General features: G+C 58.7%; 25 protein-coding genes. 7 read left to right on the top strand and 18 right to left on the bottom strand.

The window, feature by feature from the left end:
• Positions 1-79: 79 nt before the first annotated feature.
• The gene (locus P9A16_RS32690; RefSeq protein ID WP_278026397.1) at positions 80-580 is read right to left on the bottom strand and encodes a terminase large subunit domain-containing protein; all 501 of its coding nucleotides are present in this window, start codon (positions 578-580) and stop codon (positions 80-82) included.
• The gene (locus P9A16_RS32685) at positions 567-1,031 is read right to left on the bottom strand and encodes a DUF2280 domain-containing protein (protein WP_278026396.1); all 465 of its coding nucleotides are present in this window, start codon (positions 1,029-1,031) and stop codon (positions 567-569) included. The genes P9A16_RS32690 and P9A16_RS32685 overlap by 14 nt, the downstream gene beginning before the upstream one ends.
• Before the next feature lie 35 nt (positions 1,032-1,066).
• Between P9A16_RS32685 and P9A16_RS32680 the strand changes: the two genes are divergently transcribed.
• Positions 1,067-1,312, top strand: coding sequence for a hypothetical protein (locus P9A16_RS32680; protein WP_050743143.1), 246 nt, complete (start codon positions 1,067-1,069; stop codon positions 1,310-1,312).
• Here P9A16_RS32680 and P9A16_RS32675 read toward each other — a convergent pair.
• Positions 1,309-1,902: a putative metallopeptidase gene (locus tag P9A16_RS32675; RefSeq protein WP_278026395.1), complete on the bottom strand. Its 594-nt coding sequence runs from the start codon at positions 1,900-1,902 to the stop codon at positions 1,309-1,311. The genes P9A16_RS32680 and P9A16_RS32675 overlap by 4 nt on opposite strands.
• 89 nt (positions 1,903-1,991) lie before the next feature.
• On the opposite strand from P9A16_RS32675, the gene P9A16_RS32670 reads away from it, so the two are divergent.
• A complete protein-coding gene (locus P9A16_RS32670; RefSeq protein ID WP_278026394.1) occupies positions 1,992-2,168 on the top strand; it encodes a hypothetical protein in 177 nt (58 codons plus the stop codon).
• Positions 2,169-2,783: 615 nt separating this feature from the next.
• Here P9A16_RS32670 and P9A16_RS32665 read toward each other — a convergent pair.
• On the bottom strand, positions 2,784-3,086 hold the full coding sequence (locus P9A16_RS32665) for a hypothetical protein (RefSeq protein WP_278026393.1): 303 nt from the start codon (positions 3,084-3,086) through the stop codon (positions 2,784-2,786).
• Positions 3,087-3,225: 139 nt separating this feature from the next.
• On the opposite strand from P9A16_RS32665, the gene P9A16_RS32660 reads away from it, so the two are divergent.
• The gene (locus P9A16_RS32660) at positions 3,226-3,555 is read left to right on the top strand and encodes a hypothetical protein (protein ID WP_278026392.1); all 330 of its coding nucleotides are present in this window, start codon (positions 3,226-3,228) and stop codon (positions 3,553-3,555) included.
• 1,093 nt (positions 3,556-4,648) lie between these two features.
• On the opposite strand, the gene P9A16_RS32655 is transcribed toward P9A16_RS32660, so the two are convergent.
• From P9A16_RS32655 to P9A16_RS32625, 7 genes are all read right to left on the bottom strand, one after another.
• Entirely contained in the window at positions 4,649-5,143 is a 495-nt protein-coding gene (locus tag P9A16_RS32655; protein WP_278026391.1) for a YciE/YciF ferroxidase family protein, read from the bottom strand.
• Between the two features lie 215 nt (positions 5,144-5,358).
• Positions 5,359-6,006: a hypothetical protein gene (locus tag P9A16_RS32650; RefSeq protein ID WP_278026390.1), complete on the bottom strand. Its 648-nt coding sequence runs from the start codon at positions 6,004-6,006 to the stop codon at positions 5,359-5,361.
• Positions 6,007-6,032: 26 nt separating this feature from the next.
• Positions 6,033-6,512: a helix-turn-helix domain-containing protein gene (locus P9A16_RS32645; protein WP_278026389.1), complete on the bottom strand. Its 480-nt coding sequence runs from the start codon at positions 6,510-6,512 to the stop codon at positions 6,033-6,035.
• Complete coding sequence (locus P9A16_RS32640; protein WP_278026388.1) at positions 6,509-7,150, bottom strand: hypothetical protein; 642 nt, start codon at positions 7,148-7,150, stop codon at positions 6,509-6,511. Before P9A16_RS32640 ends, P9A16_RS32645 begins: the two co-directional genes overlap by 4 nt.
• Entirely contained in the window at positions 7,143-7,670 is a 528-nt protein-coding gene (locus P9A16_RS32635) for a hypothetical protein (RefSeq protein ID WP_278026387.1), read from the bottom strand. Before P9A16_RS32635 ends, P9A16_RS32640 begins: the two co-directional genes overlap by 8 nt.
• Positions 7,667-8,218 (bottom strand): endonuclease domain-containing protein, encoded by a 552-nt coding sequence (locus tag P9A16_RS32630; protein WP_278026386.1) that lies wholly within the window; start codon positions 8,216-8,218, stop codon positions 7,667-7,669. The genes P9A16_RS32635 and P9A16_RS32630 overlap by 4 nt, the downstream gene beginning before the upstream one ends.
• Positions 8,219-8,235: 17 nt before the next feature.
• Positions 8,236-8,454, bottom strand: a complete 219-nt coding sequence (locus P9A16_RS32625; protein WP_278026385.1) for a hypothetical protein — start codon at positions 8,452-8,454, stop codon at positions 8,236-8,238.
• Positions 8,455-8,591: 137 nt separating this feature from the next.
• On the opposite strand from P9A16_RS32625, the gene P9A16_RS32620 reads away from it, so the two are divergent.
• The 3 genes from P9A16_RS32620 to P9A16_RS32610 all read left to right on the top strand — a co-directional run bounded on the left by P9A16_RS32620 (position 8,592) and on the right by P9A16_RS32610 (position 9,598).
• On the top strand, positions 8,592-8,894 hold the full coding sequence (locus P9A16_RS32620) for a DUF982 domain-containing protein (protein WP_130519874.1): 303 nt from the start codon (positions 8,592-8,594) through the stop codon (positions 8,892-8,894).
• 78 nt (positions 8,895-8,972) lie between these two features.
• The gene (locus tag P9A16_RS32615) at positions 8,973-9,344 is read left to right on the top strand and encodes a hypothetical protein (protein ID WP_278026384.1); all 372 of its coding nucleotides are present in this window, start codon (positions 8,973-8,975) and stop codon (positions 9,342-9,344) included.
• A 71-nt stretch (positions 9,345-9,415) separates the two neighbouring features.
• A complete protein-coding gene (locus tag P9A16_RS32610) occupies positions 9,416-9,598 on the top strand; it encodes a hypothetical protein (RefSeq protein ID WP_050743133.1) in 183 nt (60 codons plus the stop codon).
• A 2-nt stretch (positions 9,599-9,600) separates the two neighbouring features.
• Here P9A16_RS32610 and P9A16_RS32605 read toward each other — a convergent pair whose 3' ends face one another.
• Both P9A16_RS32605 and P9A16_RS32600 read right to left on the bottom strand, forming a co-directional pair.
• Positions 9,601-9,786 (bottom strand): hypothetical protein, encoded by a 186-nt coding sequence (locus P9A16_RS32605; protein WP_050743132.1) that lies wholly within the window; start codon positions 9,784-9,786, stop codon positions 9,601-9,603.
• Entirely contained in the window at positions 9,783-10,148 is a 366-nt protein-coding gene (locus tag P9A16_RS32600; RefSeq protein ID WP_278026383.1) for a hypothetical protein, read from the bottom strand. Before P9A16_RS32600 ends, P9A16_RS32605 begins: the two co-directional genes overlap by 4 nt.
• Positions 10,149-10,276: 128 nt before the next feature.
• Between P9A16_RS32600 and P9A16_RS35855 the strand changes: the two genes are divergently transcribed.
• Complete coding sequence (locus tag P9A16_RS35855; protein WP_443021737.1) at positions 10,277-10,525, top strand: DUF982 domain-containing protein; 249 nt, start codon at positions 10,277-10,279, stop codon at positions 10,523-10,525.
• A 20-nt stretch (positions 10,526-10,545) separates the two neighbouring features.
• On the opposite strand, the gene P9A16_RS32595 is transcribed toward P9A16_RS35855, so the two are convergent.
• The 5 genes from P9A16_RS32595 to P9A16_RS32575 all read right to left on the bottom strand — a co-directional run bounded on the left by P9A16_RS32595 (position 10,546) and on the right by P9A16_RS32575 (position 12,642).
• On the bottom strand, positions 10,546-11,259 hold the full coding sequence (locus P9A16_RS32595) for a hypothetical protein (RefSeq protein WP_278026382.1): 714 nt from the start codon (positions 11,257-11,259) through the stop codon (positions 10,546-10,548).
• Between the two features lie 3 nt (positions 11,260-11,262).
• On the bottom strand, positions 11,263-11,685 hold the full coding sequence (locus P9A16_RS32590) for a hypothetical protein (RefSeq protein ID WP_088016595.1): 423 nt from the start codon (positions 11,683-11,685) through the stop codon (positions 11,263-11,265).
• A 341-nt stretch (positions 11,686-12,026) separates the two neighbouring features.
• Positions 12,027-12,179 (bottom strand): hypothetical protein, encoded by a 153-nt coding sequence (locus P9A16_RS32585; protein ID WP_156334062.1) that lies wholly within the window; start codon positions 12,177-12,179, stop codon positions 12,027-12,029.
• Positions 12,176-12,319: a hypothetical protein gene (locus P9A16_RS32580; RefSeq protein ID WP_278026381.1), complete on the bottom strand. Its 144-nt coding sequence runs from the start codon at positions 12,317-12,319 to the stop codon at positions 12,176-12,178. The genes P9A16_RS32585 and P9A16_RS32580 overlap by 4 nt, the downstream gene beginning before the upstream one ends.
• A complete protein-coding gene (locus P9A16_RS32575; protein ID WP_050743126.1) occupies positions 12,316-12,642 on the bottom strand; it encodes a hypothetical protein in 327 nt (108 codons plus the stop codon). The genes P9A16_RS32580 and P9A16_RS32575 overlap by 4 nt, the downstream gene beginning before the upstream one ends.
• Between the last annotated feature and the right edge of the window lie 599 nt (positions 12,643-13,241).

Raw genomic sequence — 13,241 nt, 5'->3', positions numbered from 1 at the left:
CCACGCCACATCCCTTCCAAAGGGGGCGGCATCATCTCGGAACAAGGGGGCGACTATTTCTCGGAATGGAGGGGCGAGATCATTTCGGAATCAGGGCGCGGATTGCCTCGGAATTTGCACACATGGAGCGGTTGCGCGAGAGCAGATACCAGAACTGCTTCTGGGTGAAGTGCGTCAGCTCATCGAAGCAGATGAGCGGGATTTGCGAGCCTTGCCAGTTCGAGACCGTCTTGTCATGCTCAAGGTGGGCAAAGCTCACCGACGCGCCGGACGGGAACGTCCATGACAGATCGGGGGCGACCCTCGGCTTGGCATTGAGGCAGGGATAGAGCTTTTCGCTCTCATCCCAAAGGCCGCCTTCGTTTCGAACCTGCACAAGCGTACGGCGGAAGAACACCGCGCCGAATTGCGAGTTGGCGATATGGCGCAGCGGCTCCATCAGGAGTGCCCACGTCTTGCCGCCGCCGGCCGAGCCGCCGTAGATGGCGATATCGGCCGATGAACCGAGGAAAAGCGTCTGGGGCCCGGCTTGCGGCCTGATTATCGTCTGGGCTGCCGCGCCCTTCTCATCCCCTGCCATTATCGGGCAACTGGAAGATCGTCACCGGCGACACAGGAACCGGCAGATCCTTCCCGTCCTTCCCTGTCAGCTCACGCCGGTTGGTGTAGCTGCCCCCGACCTCTTCCGCCGCCTGCTTTAGGAGGGAGGATGCCAGGACCATGTTGCCCTGCCCCTCTGCCTTGTCGGCCATGCGCTGAAGAGCGCGGAGCCGGACGGCGCGATGGCTGATCCCTATGGAGGCGGTATCCTCCAGAAATGTCTTCCGGGTCTCCTCGAAGAGAATGCGCCACTTAGGCGCCAGGCCGGAAGCAGCCTTCTTGTTCGGGTCATGGCTCTCGACAAGCTGCCGGCTGACCTCGATGGAAAACTCCTTCTTGACCGCAGCAGCGACGATCGACGGACTATCGAAGCATGCCAGCGCCTGCACGATGTACGTCTTTATCTCGTCCGAGAGTTTCGCTTTCGCCATGGCCGTGTCAAAGTCCAGTCAAATGGAGGAAAGCGATGACCATCACCCCCGTGAAGTTCACCTTGAAAAGAGAGGTTGTGGTAGAGGGCCATCATATCGGAGGCGGGATCTATGTCGGGCAAAAGCTGTCCGACACTGAGATCGAACGCTCAAAGAGCCGGAATGCGTCCTACTTCTTGCACTTCGTACCACCGCGCTTTGGCCGTGATCCCGCCAAGGCAGAACGCTTTGATCTGGATGTTACGGAGCAAGTTCAGAAAGGCCAGATCGTCGTCGGCTAGGCCACTCGCAGATTGCAGGTACCACATGCGTGCTCGATGTGCGCGCGGGCAATTTCCGGCGGCCGGCTGGCCGCGTCTACAAGCTCGCGCACACCGGCAGCATCTGCCCCATAACGGCGAACCACACCGATGAACTGCTCTACGTCATGCCCGCGGATGGTGAAGACCGGGCGGCCGGTCTGGCTGTTGAACTTCGGGGCGCCGAAGCTGTCGACGTCCTGGGCGGCGTGATAAAGCTCGTGCTCGACGAGCGCCATGAACTCGGCATCGCCACAGGCGGCGCAGTAGTTGGCGTCGAGCGTAATGATAAAATCCGGCACTGAGCCGAACCATTCCGTGATCTGCTGCTCGACGCGGGCCTTTGCCCACTTACCCATGGCGCCTTGTGGCGTTCCGGTCTCGCACTGACCTATGACGCGCTTGCCCTTGCGGGTGTTCTCGACGGCGGCCCACAGATACCCGATGCGGGCTTCTGTTAGGTGAGTGTGCTCGGTATTGGCGATCGGTGAGGCTTCATCTAGAAACGTGAGCTGCACCCATGCCGGCATGTCGAGCGCGGGAGTGAAGGGATGCCCCTCTACTTCGAACATGCTTTGTGGTGGTTGTGGTCGCTCAATCATCACTTGCCTTTGGCGCGAGCCTAAGAGAAATTCTCAAGTCTAGGTTTAAAAGGATGGGCATGAGCAACGACAAGTTCGAGGATCAGCGGATCTGCAGTGAAGGTTACAGAGCCGGATCGACAGGCCTCCCTAAATCAGGGAATCCGTATCGCGGCGAGGAAAGCGAGCGCGAATGGCGCTGGGACTCGTGCTGGGATGACGGGGCCGGCGGCAAAGAGTTCACAGCCTACGAGTAATTGGCACGCCTTCTACCCGAGTAGGCTCAAACGCGAAGTAGGCGCCCATGCCGGGCATTTTTCAGTACTGGCATGGGGTAACCTTGGGGCGGAGATGGAAGAGGATATTAACAAACCGGCTACATGGCCCGGCGGGGTCAAAGAGATCACGTGGAACGACCTATCACGCTTAGGGGTCGGTCCGGACAATTTCCTGTATTGGGACGGGAACCGGCTTCAGACGGAGACGAAGCTCGGGACTTTCGAGCGGGGCTTAGCCACCACTGTCGCACTATCGTCGATCGTGTTGGCTGTGATTGAAGTGGCTCGCTTCTTCGGCTTTGGCCAAGGGTAAGCACACAAAGGGCTTCAGATGTCGCTGATAATGATGAGCGTAACCGCCGGGTTCGCCTCTGCGGCCGCATGGCTGATTTCATCCGTGCTGTCTTTCTGGACAGGCGGTTCTTACTGGGGCGGGCCGCCGCGGCACATCCGCAGGATGGAGATCGCAAGTAAGCTGCTCAATGCGGCCGGGGCGTTCTTCGCTGCCATTTCAATTTGGGCGCAAGCCTACTCCACATACACGTCGGGGTAAGAGCCGGACCGAAGCCCGGCTCTCGTTTCAGGCCTGCGGGATCAGCAACGCCTTCGCACCTCGACGAAGTGCAGGCGGGAACCGGCGGCATCGGCAACATTCATCGTTTCGCCCGGGAAGGAACTTCGCCCGTCGGCGCGGCTCAGCGTGGCGGCGGGGGCTTCGCAGGTCAGCGCGACGGCGTCTTCGTGAACCTGGAGGATGGCCGGAGCGTCGATCGATGCCTTGACGGCTTCGTAGATACCGGGGTCGGTGGGCGTGGCCGCCACCGCGGGCGCCGACATTGTGAGGGCCATGGCCGCGAGGGCGAGGCCGGCATAGATCAGACTTCGGATCATGCGCATGCTGGTTCCTTTCTGATTGGAAGGCGGTTCACCCTACCGTGTGATAGCGCCTTCAGGGACAGCAGGTCGGCCAACTAGAGATTGACCTGCTGGTTCGATTGCCACTAACTTCTGCAGGACTTTGCAATAGGCTGCACCAATGCAATGGATACTCGTCGGCATTCTTGCCGCTTCTGCGTACAACGATCCGACGCCCCTCGGCGACTTTCACGCATTCCTGCGTTTCATGTGGGCGGATGAACGTTGCTCGGAGGTCAACATCAACTACGAGAGGACATTTGATCAGGTACGCGAAATCGCGTCCTCGATGGGCTGGGACAATGATCAGCGACAGCAGGCGATTCTCGCAGGGACCAGAGCAGCAATGTTTCAGTATGATTTTGAGCGCGCCGATTTCTGTCAGACAGTTAGCGACCAATTCAACTCTTACGATCCCTCTTACCTGCGAAAGATAGGCATCATCGACTGAATACGCGGGACTACTCTTGCCTTGTCTCCATAGGCTCGCAGCGCAACCTACAACGCTTGCAAGAACCGCATTGACTACCGCACAAGCAGCAACGGGTGCCAGGCCGCTCAACTCAAAGAATGACGGTCGAGTCCGCGGCTCCGCGCCTCTCGACTTCTACCAGTTAACGTTGCAATCTTGGTTGCTCAACTGAGGGGACGCTATCGAGAAATGAATGAAGCGGAGAGATCGAGACTTATTTCATTTGCTTCACGCCTAGATGCAGCAAAGGCTCGCTGGCTTCAATCAACTCCACCGTTTTACAAAGGCCGCAAAACGACAATGGAAGAGCACCACCTAGACGGGATTATCAATAGAGACAACTACATTAAGGAGCTACAAGAGCTTCGAAGGGATGTAGCAACCTTGCACAACCATAAGGAGGTTGTCGCCTACACAGCACTTTCGCTGAATATTGCCGGGGCTAGCTGGATCGCAACGAGAGCGACACCCAGCTGGATATTGCTTTTAACGATCCTTTCAGCCTCGATCCTATTGCATTTCATGATGAGATTCCAACTAATCCAGCGCTGGCACTGCACGCAGTTTTACCAAGTTTACCGAGAAGCGATTGTCGACCTTTCACTTGGGCCTGCGAATTTTTCGTCGAAGACCGTCGATAAACTCGACCTAGTCCGACCCTCGCTATGGCAGACAATTTGGACTTACATCACGTGGACCCGATCAGAGGCCATTTACAATTCATCATTCAACTACCCAACAACGGATTTTCTTGATTCCCGAATTAAGAAATACAATGATCTTTTTTCTACAACTCCAGTAGATAAAGGAGGCAGAAAAAACTCAACAGTTGAAAAAATACCAACTTATGCAAGTCTTAGCTGCATCGCTCTCGTAGTCTTGCACATGGTGCTGGCTCTATGGTCGTCGTCGAAAATTTCTTCGCCTTGCATAGAAGGCTTGATAAACGATCCTTCGTCGACACTGCGGTCTGTCACGATTTGCACAAAATGAGGGGACCCGTCACCAAAGGGATGACGGGTGGCAACATCGGCACATCGCGTGGGGCGCAGTGGCTTCCCCTAGAATTGGGTCAGGCTGCCTTCTTGGTCGCTGTTGTCTTGTTGATCGCCGTCACGGCGAGGTTAGTCAACTTGTTGTTGGTCGCCTTCTCCTGGTCGAGGATTTCGCTCAGGATCTTGTGCGCCTCATCATGGCCGAGATCCTTCGCCCATTCGCGAAGCGAACCGTAACGGGCGATCTCGTAGTGCTCGACCGCCTGACAAGCTGCGAGAAGGCCAGCGTCGAGTGCGGTGCCTTCCGCCTCCTCCATGAGGCCGTCAGCTTCCTTGATCAGCCCTTCGATGGCGTCACACTTTTCCCCGGACGCCTTCTTGCCGATCGACTTGAAGACCTGCTCGAGCTTCTTGATCTGGTCCTTCGTTTCCGCAAGGTGATCCTCAGCCGCCTTTTTCAGCTCTGCGCTCTTCGCCGCCTTTGCGACGTTGGGCAGAGCCTTCGTAATCGCGTTCTCGGCGTAGTAGACGTCCTGAAGCGTGTGCTCGAAAATATCAGCAAGCGATTTCATGATGTCTCTCCTTTGCAAAATGAAATGCGGGAGAGAAATCTGGAAGGCAGGCAAGGGTTCCATGGCCAAGGCAAATTCATGCAAGCTGGCGGGAATTTTGGCAATATTCCCCAAACGGGGCGCGGTGAAATCCGCCCCGTGGCCCGGCGTGTATTCCCTCGTTAATCGAGGTCCGCGATCAGAACAGCCACAAATCACCAAAGATTTCAGTGATTCTAAGCGACTTTCTCTATTTCTTCAAGAGTCTCTGCGGCTTCTAGTGCATCAAGCTGTGCAGTAATTACCAGAACGCGTGCACGCATGACCTCACCGAGGCGTTCGAGGACCTGATCGGCGTACTCTCGCAGGGAGGTTTTCGGATGCCGACCCTTCGGGAGCGCCTTCTTCAACTGTCCACGGAGGTTGTTCGCCTTGATGAAGCGTTTCCGCTCGATGTCGGACCATTCCTGAAGGCGCTGCGCCTGCTCGGTCTCGAACTCGTCAACCATGAACTGCGCAATCATATTCTGGGGGAACTGAACAGGGCCGGCGTTTCGCGTCGGCGCGAGCATGCACATGACCGCCTCAACACCCCTCACCCGCTCGAACTCGAAATCAGGGAGGTGGACGAAGGCGTAGCCGACCAGGAATGGTAGCCGCCGCTCAATTAGCTTGTTCGTCCGGTGGTGCTTAGTTCGAATCCAGAAGGACGGCATGTACACGTCAATGCCTTCTTGGCGCAGCTGGCGCTCAAGGATGCTCTCGCCCTTGCGGCGATCGGCCTCGATCCTTTCCTTTTCGGTGATGTTAGCCGGGATCGGGAGCGGACGTGCCATCCGTTGAGTGCCGGGCTTTGCGCGTACCGCGTACCAGTTGCTTGCCATGGTGGTGCTCCTCGTATTCCGCTGCGTTACTTCGAGATGTGGTTCAGGCGTTCCGCGTGCGCCCTCACGCCATGCAGCGCCGTCGTATGGTCTCTCCCGCCGAAGAGCCTCCCAAGTTCCGGGTAGCTGATCGATGGTTTCATCATGGTCTTGATCTCCCACATGAGGAGATGCCGGAACTGAGCGACCCTGTGCTTGCGGCAGGGACCGATGACAGCCTCGAACGACACCCTCGCCTCTGCGCAGCGTTTCAGGATATGCGCCGTGCAGGGGCCGTTTGCGGCAATCATCTGCCACCGGCGGAAAGCCCTGACATGCGCATCGTGAAAATGCAGGTTCACGGCCGGCAGCCGGCGGCGAACGGTGATCAGAGGTTCCGCGTCCACCGGCTCGGGGCCTACGGGGTTGACCGGTGCCCGGCCAAACAGCCGGCGCCGCACCGCAGCGTGGTCGGCCAGAAGCGCGGCCGAGCTCGTGAAAATCTTGGCTGAAACCTGAATGTTCATGTGCGCTTCCCCTTTACAAGGCGAGTCTCTGCGAGCTTCGATGTCTCCGGTCGACGTTGGCGCAGCCGGTCCATCTTTGCCCGGGTCTCTTCGGACATACTCAGGTGAGGACGCTCGGCCCGGGCCACCGGCGCGCCCGCCCTCGCCTTCGCGACCAGCGCCTGCACCCTCGAACGGACACCCGGATCCATCCGCTCGACCGCGATGGCCGCGCGTCGCGCCTCATCTTCGGCACGCTCGAAAAGACGCTCCGCCTCGTTCCGAAGGCCGCTCCTTTCGCCGATGAACGGTGCGATAATCGACCTGGCATGCCGAGCGAACTCGGCGCAGGTCGGCATAAACTGGCCGGTATGATTTTCGACGCGGCCGGCGAGGAAGTCGTTCGTCGCTTCGGAAACTGCCCATTCCGGTAGATCGCCGCACGCCGTTTTGAATTCTCTGGCGAAATCGGCCATCTCGACGTCCGGCTGCGGGCGAAGCTGGCCGCGCAAGCGCACTGCGGCATCCCGAAGAGCGTCCGTGTCGCAGCGCCGAAGCAGCACGTCGATTTCATTGACACGAGCCGCGATCTCCCTCGCCCGTCGGCGATACCGTTCCGGAAGTCGCTCGAAGATGTCAGCAGGGACAAGATCAGACATCGATGAAAGCCTCCTTCAGTTCGTTGATGTCATGTTTTTTCTGCGCGCCAGCGCGGGGAGAAAAAACTTTAGTTTTTTCGGTCTGGCTTCTGGCTTCTGGCTTCTGGGGTTTATCTTTGACGTTATCCGGTAGGTTATCCAAACCAGAATTTCTCTTTATATTTGAGAGGGTTGGGTTGCCGCCCTTACCGCCGTTTTTCCGAGCTATCGCGCTCTTCTTCTCGTCACGGATCATTCGCCGCGAGTAGATCACGCCATCTTTCGTGCGGGAGAAGACGCCGGCCGTCTCCAGTTCGCCGAGCAAGTCGGTGATCTGGTCGGACGGGGCTCCTGCCAACACGGCGATTTGCGTGTCTGTCGGGGATTTGCCATTGACGAGAAGGTGGCCGTAGGGAGCCGCCTCGTGCATCAGCGCGAGGATCTCAATCCATAGGCCGCGAGCGGCCATGGAGCACATGCGGAGCTTAGGATCGCCTCGCCAGTCGAGAGGGTAAAACTTGAGCCAAGGGTTCTTGCTCACCTATTAAGGCCCCTCTCCGCCCAGTCGTGAATCTGAGACGCGCATCCCCATGGATCGCGCCAAAGCTCGGAACCAGTGAACCTGAAGACGTCAAAGCCAAGGGCCGACAATTCTCTGTCGCGCGACCTGTCTTTCGCCGCCTGTTCCTTGGTCCGTTCATGGAAATCGTGCCCGTCACACTCTATGACAAGCCGCCTCCATCTGGCCTGCCCCACGACCGGCTCAGCAAGTTCAGAGTGGACAGTGCCGTCGCTATATGCGCTCAGGACAAAATCAACTCGATAGCGGCCTATCTGGACCTGACGTTCAAGAATCGGCTGAAGTTCATTGAGAAATTTGGTCTCTACTTCCTTCAGCCTGGCTTTTTCCGCGAGATCGGATGACAACAATATCGGATCGTAATATGTCGACGGGCCATAAGAAAACCGGCAGACCAGAGCGGCGTGCAAGAGCTGCTCAATCTCGCTGTCACCATGAGCCCAATAGAGGTCGGCAAACCGGTCTTCGACAACCTCGATTGTCTGACGACGCAGGAGTTCGAAGCCCATGGCGGGCAATGGCTTCCTCATTTTCCCCTCCATGATTTTTCAGTCGGATCAAATCCGACAAACGGCACCATTGCCCGAGGGCGGTCGAGATGACGAAGTTGCCGAGGCATGTCCGCGCGACGCCGGTCCATCTCACGGTTGATCAGGCGATCGGCCTCATGTGGCTTGATACCCATTGAGACTGCGACCCGCTCGACGTCCGGCCCATGGGAGGCATACGCTTCGAGGAAGGTCATGCCGCCACCTCACCAAATTTTTTGACGTTGGCGGCCGGTACATTCTTGAAACCAGAAAACCTCGAAAATAAATTGTTGGCCGGCGTCCGATTCCGACGCCATCCTTGTTGATCACCAACGTTTTCAGTGAGGTAGAGATGAACTCGAAGGTATTTGATAGGCCCGTATATCTGAAGGAACGCAAAGAGCTGATCCGGGAGATAACGTGTCTGGAAGACGCCATCGACTTTCTGGAAGAGTGGCCTGAGCGCGATCGTGACATAATTCACGATGCGACATTGAAGACCTGCTACATGGCCTTTGACGGCCTCAAACCTGTAAAAGTCGGACGCGATGCCATCCGCTCCTTTGGGGAGAAGAAGGGCATTCTGGTGAAGTCTCCCGGTGTTCAGCCGTGGATGATCCGTTCGCGCTCCGGCGGCGGGCGCGTTTCGCCGTAAAGCGGCCGGGCCAGGCCGGAGGTCGCCGCTGCGGCCTCCGCGCCAATTGCGCACCAAAGCGAGAGACTGGATATGAGCTTGTCCGCCGAAGACTATGAACAGGCTTTCGAAGATGCATGTGCCTACCTTCCGGGAGAACGCGATCCATCCGCTGTGCGTTCTCAGCTTTTGCTTCTCGAATGGGTACTCGTCGAAGCAATCAATGGTGCGCTGGCGGCATTCTGCGGAGCACTCGGGCTCGCAATCGCGATCGCCACGGCACTGCTCATCAAGCCTCAATTTTCTGCGTGGATTCCGTTTATCGTCGTCGTCTGTGGCCTGGGCATCGGAATTGTGCTGTACGAGCTTCTCCAAGCCTATCTCCGATGGGAAATTGGCAGGAAGTTTAAGCGCAGAGGCTTCGCGACCGGCACATCGCAGCGCCAAAGCGGCCGACTCTCGTTCGAATAGGGAGGTCATGCCGCCACCTCGCGGAACTTTCGACGGCCTGCGCCGGTTGCACGTCTGTAGAGGAGAGCGATATGGCCAATGACCCAAACGATCCGAAGAAGCCCTTGGAAGTTCCTCCGGAAGAGACTCCAGACGATCTGCCGGACATTCCGGAACGTCCGATCGAGGAACCGGGACCAGATGTCGTTCCTGAAGAGGCACCGGATGTCACGCCCATACCGGGCGAGGAAATTCCGTCGAAGATGATCCGCTGAGGTCATGCCGCCTCCCCGCGCGCCGACAGATTCGCCAGCGCGCGTTTGCAGCGGTTGCAAAGGCGCGTGACAATGGCGAGCCGCTGAAGCTTCACGCCATTGTCTGCCTTACCCATGCTTCCCCTAAGGCGGAAAATCTGCGCCTCGAGCTCAGCGATTTCTTCTCGGAGAAGTTCCGCGTCGGTCAATTATCCGGCCTCCGCTCTGGCAAAGGACGCTCGGCCGGCTCGAAAAGGCGGCACGCCTTGGCGCAGTGCGGGATGAGCCGGTTCGCCTTGTTCAGGATCGGCCGATTGCACTTCGCCTTCTTGAGGCCGAGCGGCTGTAGTTTGTGCCGCTTGCCGAAGTAGCCGGGATCTGCGGGAACAAGCTCCTTGCCACCCCCTACCAGCTTCCGCCATTTCCAGGCGTGCCAGAAGCAGCATTCGCGGCAGGTTCGGCCTTCCGGGCCTGTGCCAGCAATATGCGCTTGTCCAAGATAGGTGTCGGCAATGGGCTTGTGGGCCTCCATCGCCGTCAGGTGCTCGCTGAACAACAGATGCTGCGCCATGGCTATGCTAACTCCCTAGAATGGGTAGCGCTCGTCGAGAATGAGAACGGCGAAATTTCATTGGAATGACACGGAACCACCCGCGCACGATCTGCATTCATGGCCCCGGATAGACAGGGAAATACGAAATGCTTTCTGTGACTTGGGACCGTGCTCTTGCCGTTTTGCTTCCGGGTATGCCCCGCGCGATGGAGATCAAAGACGTTCGAAACGCCATGTTCGTCCTGGCGGAAAAATGGCCGATCACATACGGCCGGGCCTTCCAGCGAGCCCTTGCTTTCTGCGCTCGTGCTATCGAGGGCAAATGCTCCCCTTCGCGTGCGAGGCTGGCCTTCCTTGCTGCAGCTCGTGAAGCGAATGTTGCCGTCGTAGCGTGAGATCGTTCCGGCGGAATCGATCATGCTGCAGTCCTCAAGTGTTCCACGGCATGTCCAGCCCATTGAACTGCCGCCGCTTTCATCATGTTGGGGAAGGATCTGCTTCTAAGCCGGGCGCGCTCGGGTCCGGGCGGCATCCGGTGGACACGGTTCCATGCAATCCAATCGGGAGAACCCCGCTCGGGCTCCAGCAACATATCAGTCGGCTCAAGCCTCGGGAGGTTCCGCAGATACCAGCCGGTGGCCTTGTACTCGGGATGGCCGAACCAGAACGGCTGGACAATCTGAGGCTCAGGGAGGTCTTCAGGCATCCGCTCGCGAGCCAGATCGTTCATCTCTGGGTTCTCGGCAGCGATACGATCAATCGGCGCGTTCCAGCAGGCTTCGAAGATCGAGACACCTTCCTCGAACTCGTCTTTCATGTCCTGCCAGGTGCGACCCTTCGGGAGCTGTTTCGGTTCGGTCCATTTGCCGGGGCCCGACATCCAGCGCCGGCCGGATCGGCAAAGGCGGGTGCATGGGGGATGCATGACGGCGAGCAGATCCCAGCCGTCTCTTAGGACGCCGCCGCGGATGTCGCAGATGATATGTCTATTGGAGCGATCTTCCGCCGGGAGAATGTCGCAGGACCAAACATCGTGGCCGAGGTCCGCGAATGCCCGGCGAGCTATTCCGCTCGTCTCGCATCCGACGAGAATACGGAGAGGACGAAAACTGAGCTCCAGTTGCTGCATCACCTATCTCTCCGCCTCTTTCGGCGCTTCCAGAGAAGCCGAAGCCACTCCCACAGCCGCCGCGCCAAGCTTTTCGTCAGCCGCTTCATGATGACCGTCCATGCTGAGGCGTTCGGCACGATGCCTGTCCGCCGCTTCCTCGTTCCTGCGGCACGCCTCGTCGTAGGCGAGTTTCAGCGCCCGGTAGACAGATCCGGCCACGTCCTTCATGTCGCGCGTCTTGTATTGGAGACGGTATAGATAGCTCTCGGATACGCCAGTGCGCTCAGATAGGCGGTAGCGAGCCAGATACTCCTTGTCGCCGCGGCCTTTAAATTCGCGCGACATAAGATCATCTGCCCAGTTCTTCGCCTCTATCAATGCGACGCTGCTCATTTCATCCTCGGAGACATTCTTTCCGGATTTGCCAATATTATTTCCGTACATTCCGTCGCCTCTATGTGATCTTCGGATTGTTCAAGCCCGAAGGAGTTGCACATGAAGCGACCTTCAAAATTCGGCGGAGAGACGGGCGCGCTTGCCGGCGTATCCACCTCTCCGCTCGGTCCGCCGCAGAGCGAAGCCATCATCCAGTTCCCCAGCCCCGCCGCAAAACTCGCTGGGGCCAGAGAGGACGCCGGGGTTCCCCCGGCTTCGGCGTCCTCGTCATTCGTCAGCCTGGGAAGCGCCATCAGCCCGGTTATCCTGCGGCTGCAAGGCGGCTTTCCGAGAGTTAAAGTGTTGGCCGACGCGCCGAGGGAGGAGGCGCGAGCGCGCCGGCCGTTCAGTCAGCCGGTTGAAGAGGGGGAACCGGGCTGACCGAAACAGGAATCGTGATCTGCCGCCTCCAAGCGGCGATCGGCGTTGAGCGCGATGATCATCAAGGCGACACCGGCACCAGCGATGAGGATGGCAAGGATGCCCAGGCCGATCTCAATCATGCCGCTTCCCTCGCCTCCTTCCGCCGCGCGATTTCGCGTTCGGCGGCTTCGCGGTTTCGGCCAGAGACCGCGCCGACATCAGGGTCCACGATGATGGTGGTGCCATCTTCGGTGGTGATGATGGAACGAGGCGCGCTCATGCCGGCACCTCGTCAATGAACGGACGCTCGGCCGGCAGGTCGTCAAAGATCGTGAAGGCGGAGGTAATTTCGCAATCCATCTTTCCGAGGCGGCGAGCACGCTCAACGCCAGAGATCCGGCCGGCCCATCGGTTGTTCGCGGCGGAGGCACGGGCGATGAACCTCCGGCCATGCCTGCGCCCGAACTCAAGGACCGCCGCGCGCGTCGTGCCGACGTTCATCGCGATGAAGCGGCCGCTCATTCCGCATTCAATGCCGCCGTCGATCTGGGCGAGCTTCTGTTCAATCGAGGCGCGAGACCACCATGAAGATTTCCGGATCATTCTGCTGTCTCCAGAGCTTCGACCAGCCCGAAGGCGGCCATGATGTCGCCGGCACGATGCGGGATTTCCTTCGCCAGTTCGGCGGCGATCTTCTTTTCCTGTGCCGGGGTGAAATTGCGGGCGGCGCGCTGCCACTCGATCACGTCGAGGAGCACGTCGTTTCCGCTGTAGTTCTTGATCGGGTACGAGATGCCGAGAGCCCGGCAGATGTTGTATCGAGCCCAGCCGTCAACAATCACATCGCCCATGCGAATGATCGGTCTGGAGACGCCTATGCCGATGATGCTGAATTCCAGTCGCCCGTACTCGGCTTTGGTGAGTTCCGGGAAGCAGTGGGCATAGTGCAGCCGCTTCATTGGTGTTGGCGGAACGTCTTCGACGAAACGGTCATGAGCGGGGAGAGCGCATGCGGCACCGTCCCCTGTGTTCGAGGTCGGGGTCCCATCCCGTTCGCGCTCCGCGATGCTCTCTACATTGTCGCCTCCTACGTTGGCGCCGGCGGCGTGATCAGCGTCGTCGTTGCTGGGGGTCTCGACTTGACCGGACGACGGCGGTTCAACGCCATCGGCGTTCGCCAGTCCGGCCTTGCCGTTCACTGC

This window comes from Shinella sp. 838 (assembly GCF_029623935.1).
In the GTDB taxonomy this organism is placed as follows: Bacteria; Pseudomonadota; Alphaproteobacteria; order Rhizobiales; family Rhizobiaceae; genus Shinella.
The sequence above is the reverse complement of the archived record's forward strand: the minus strand, read 5'-3'. Positions and strand labels throughout refer to the sequence as shown.

What these genes read in the sequence shown, in the direction of transcription:
- P9A16_RS32690 (WP_278026397.1), bottom strand. Translation starts at nt 580, where the DNA reads ATGGCAGGGGATGAGAAGGGCGCGGCAGCCCAGACGATAATCAGGCCG.
- P9A16_RS32685 (WP_278026396.1), bottom strand. Translation starts at nt 1,031, where the DNA reads ATGGCGAAAGCGAAACTCTCGGACGAGATAAAGACGTACATCGTGCAG.
- P9A16_RS32680 (WP_050743143.1), top strand. Translation starts at nt 1,067, where the DNA reads ATGACCATCACCCCCGTGAAGTTCACCTTGAAAAGAGAGGTTGTGGTA.
- P9A16_RS32675 (WP_278026395.1), bottom strand. Translation starts at nt 1,902, where the DNA reads ATGTTCGAAGTAGAGGGGCATCCCTTCACTCCCGCGCTCGACATGCCG.
- P9A16_RS32670 (WP_278026394.1), top strand. Translation starts at nt 1,992, where the DNA reads ATGAGCAACGACAAGTTCGAGGATCAGCGGATCTGCAGTGAAGGTTAC.
- P9A16_RS32665 (WP_278026393.1), bottom strand. Translation starts at nt 3,086, where the DNA reads ATGCGCATGATCCGAAGTCTGATCTATGCCGGCCTCGCCCTCGCGGCC.
- P9A16_RS32660 (WP_278026392.1), top strand. Translation starts at nt 3,226, where the DNA reads ATGCAATGGATACTCGTCGGCATTCTTGCCGCTTCTGCGTACAACGAT.
- P9A16_RS32655 (WP_278026391.1), bottom strand. Translation starts at nt 5,143, where the DNA reads ATGAAATCGCTTGCTGATATTTTCGAGCACACGCTTCAGGACGTCTAC.
- P9A16_RS32650 (WP_278026390.1), bottom strand. Translation starts at nt 6,006, where the DNA reads ATGGCAAGCAACTGGTACGCGGTACGCGCAAAGCCCGGCACTCAACGG.
- P9A16_RS32645 (WP_278026389.1), bottom strand. Translation starts at nt 6,512, where the DNA reads ATGAACATTCAGGTTTCAGCCAAGATTTTCACGAGCTCGGCCGCGCTT.
- P9A16_RS32640 (WP_278026388.1), bottom strand. Translation starts at nt 7,150, where the DNA reads ATGTCTGATCTTGTCCCTGCTGACATCTTCGAGCGACTTCCGGAACGG.
- P9A16_RS32630 (WP_278026386.1), bottom strand. Translation starts at nt 8,218, where the DNA reads ATGGGCTTCGAACTCCTGCGTCGTCAGACAATCGAGGTTGTCGAAGAC.
- P9A16_RS32625 (WP_278026385.1), bottom strand. Translation starts at nt 8,454, where the DNA reads ATGACCTTCCTCGAAGCGTATGCCTCCCATGGGCCGGACGTCGAGCGG.
- P9A16_RS32620 (WP_130519874.1), top strand. Translation starts at nt 8,592, where the DNA reads ATGAACTCGAAGGTATTTGATAGGCCCGTATATCTGAAGGAACGCAAA.
- P9A16_RS32610 (WP_050743133.1), top strand. Translation starts at nt 9,416, where the DNA reads ATGGCCAATGACCCAAACGATCCGAAGAAGCCCTTGGAAGTTCCTCCG.
- P9A16_RS32600 (WP_278026383.1), bottom strand. Translation starts at nt 10,148, where the DNA reads ATGGCGCAGCATCTGTTGTTCAGCGAGCACCTGACGGCGATGGAGGCC.
- P9A16_RS35855 (WP_443021737.1), top strand. Translation starts at nt 10,277, where the DNA reads ATGCTTTCTGTGACTTGGGACCGTGCTCTTGCCGTTTTGCTTCCGGGT.
- P9A16_RS32595 (WP_278026382.1), bottom strand. Translation starts at nt 11,259, where the DNA reads ATGCAGCAACTGGAGCTCAGTTTTCGTCCTCTCCGTATTCTCGTCGGA.
- P9A16_RS32590 (WP_088016595.1), bottom strand. Translation starts at nt 11,685, where the DNA reads ATGTACGGAAATAATATTGGCAAATCCGGAAAGAATGTCTCCGAGGAT.
- P9A16_RS32585 (WP_156334062.1), bottom strand. Translation starts at nt 12,179, where the DNA reads ATGATTGAGATCGGCCTGGGCATCCTTGCCATCCTCATCGCTGGTGCC.
- P9A16_RS32580 (WP_278026381.1), bottom strand. Translation starts at nt 12,319, where the DNA reads ATGAGCGCGCCTCGTTCCATCATCACCACCGAAGATGGCACCACCATC.
- P9A16_RS32575 (WP_050743126.1), bottom strand. Translation starts at nt 12,642, where the DNA reads ATGATCCGGAAATCTTCATGGTGGTCTCGCGCCTCGATTGAACAGAAG.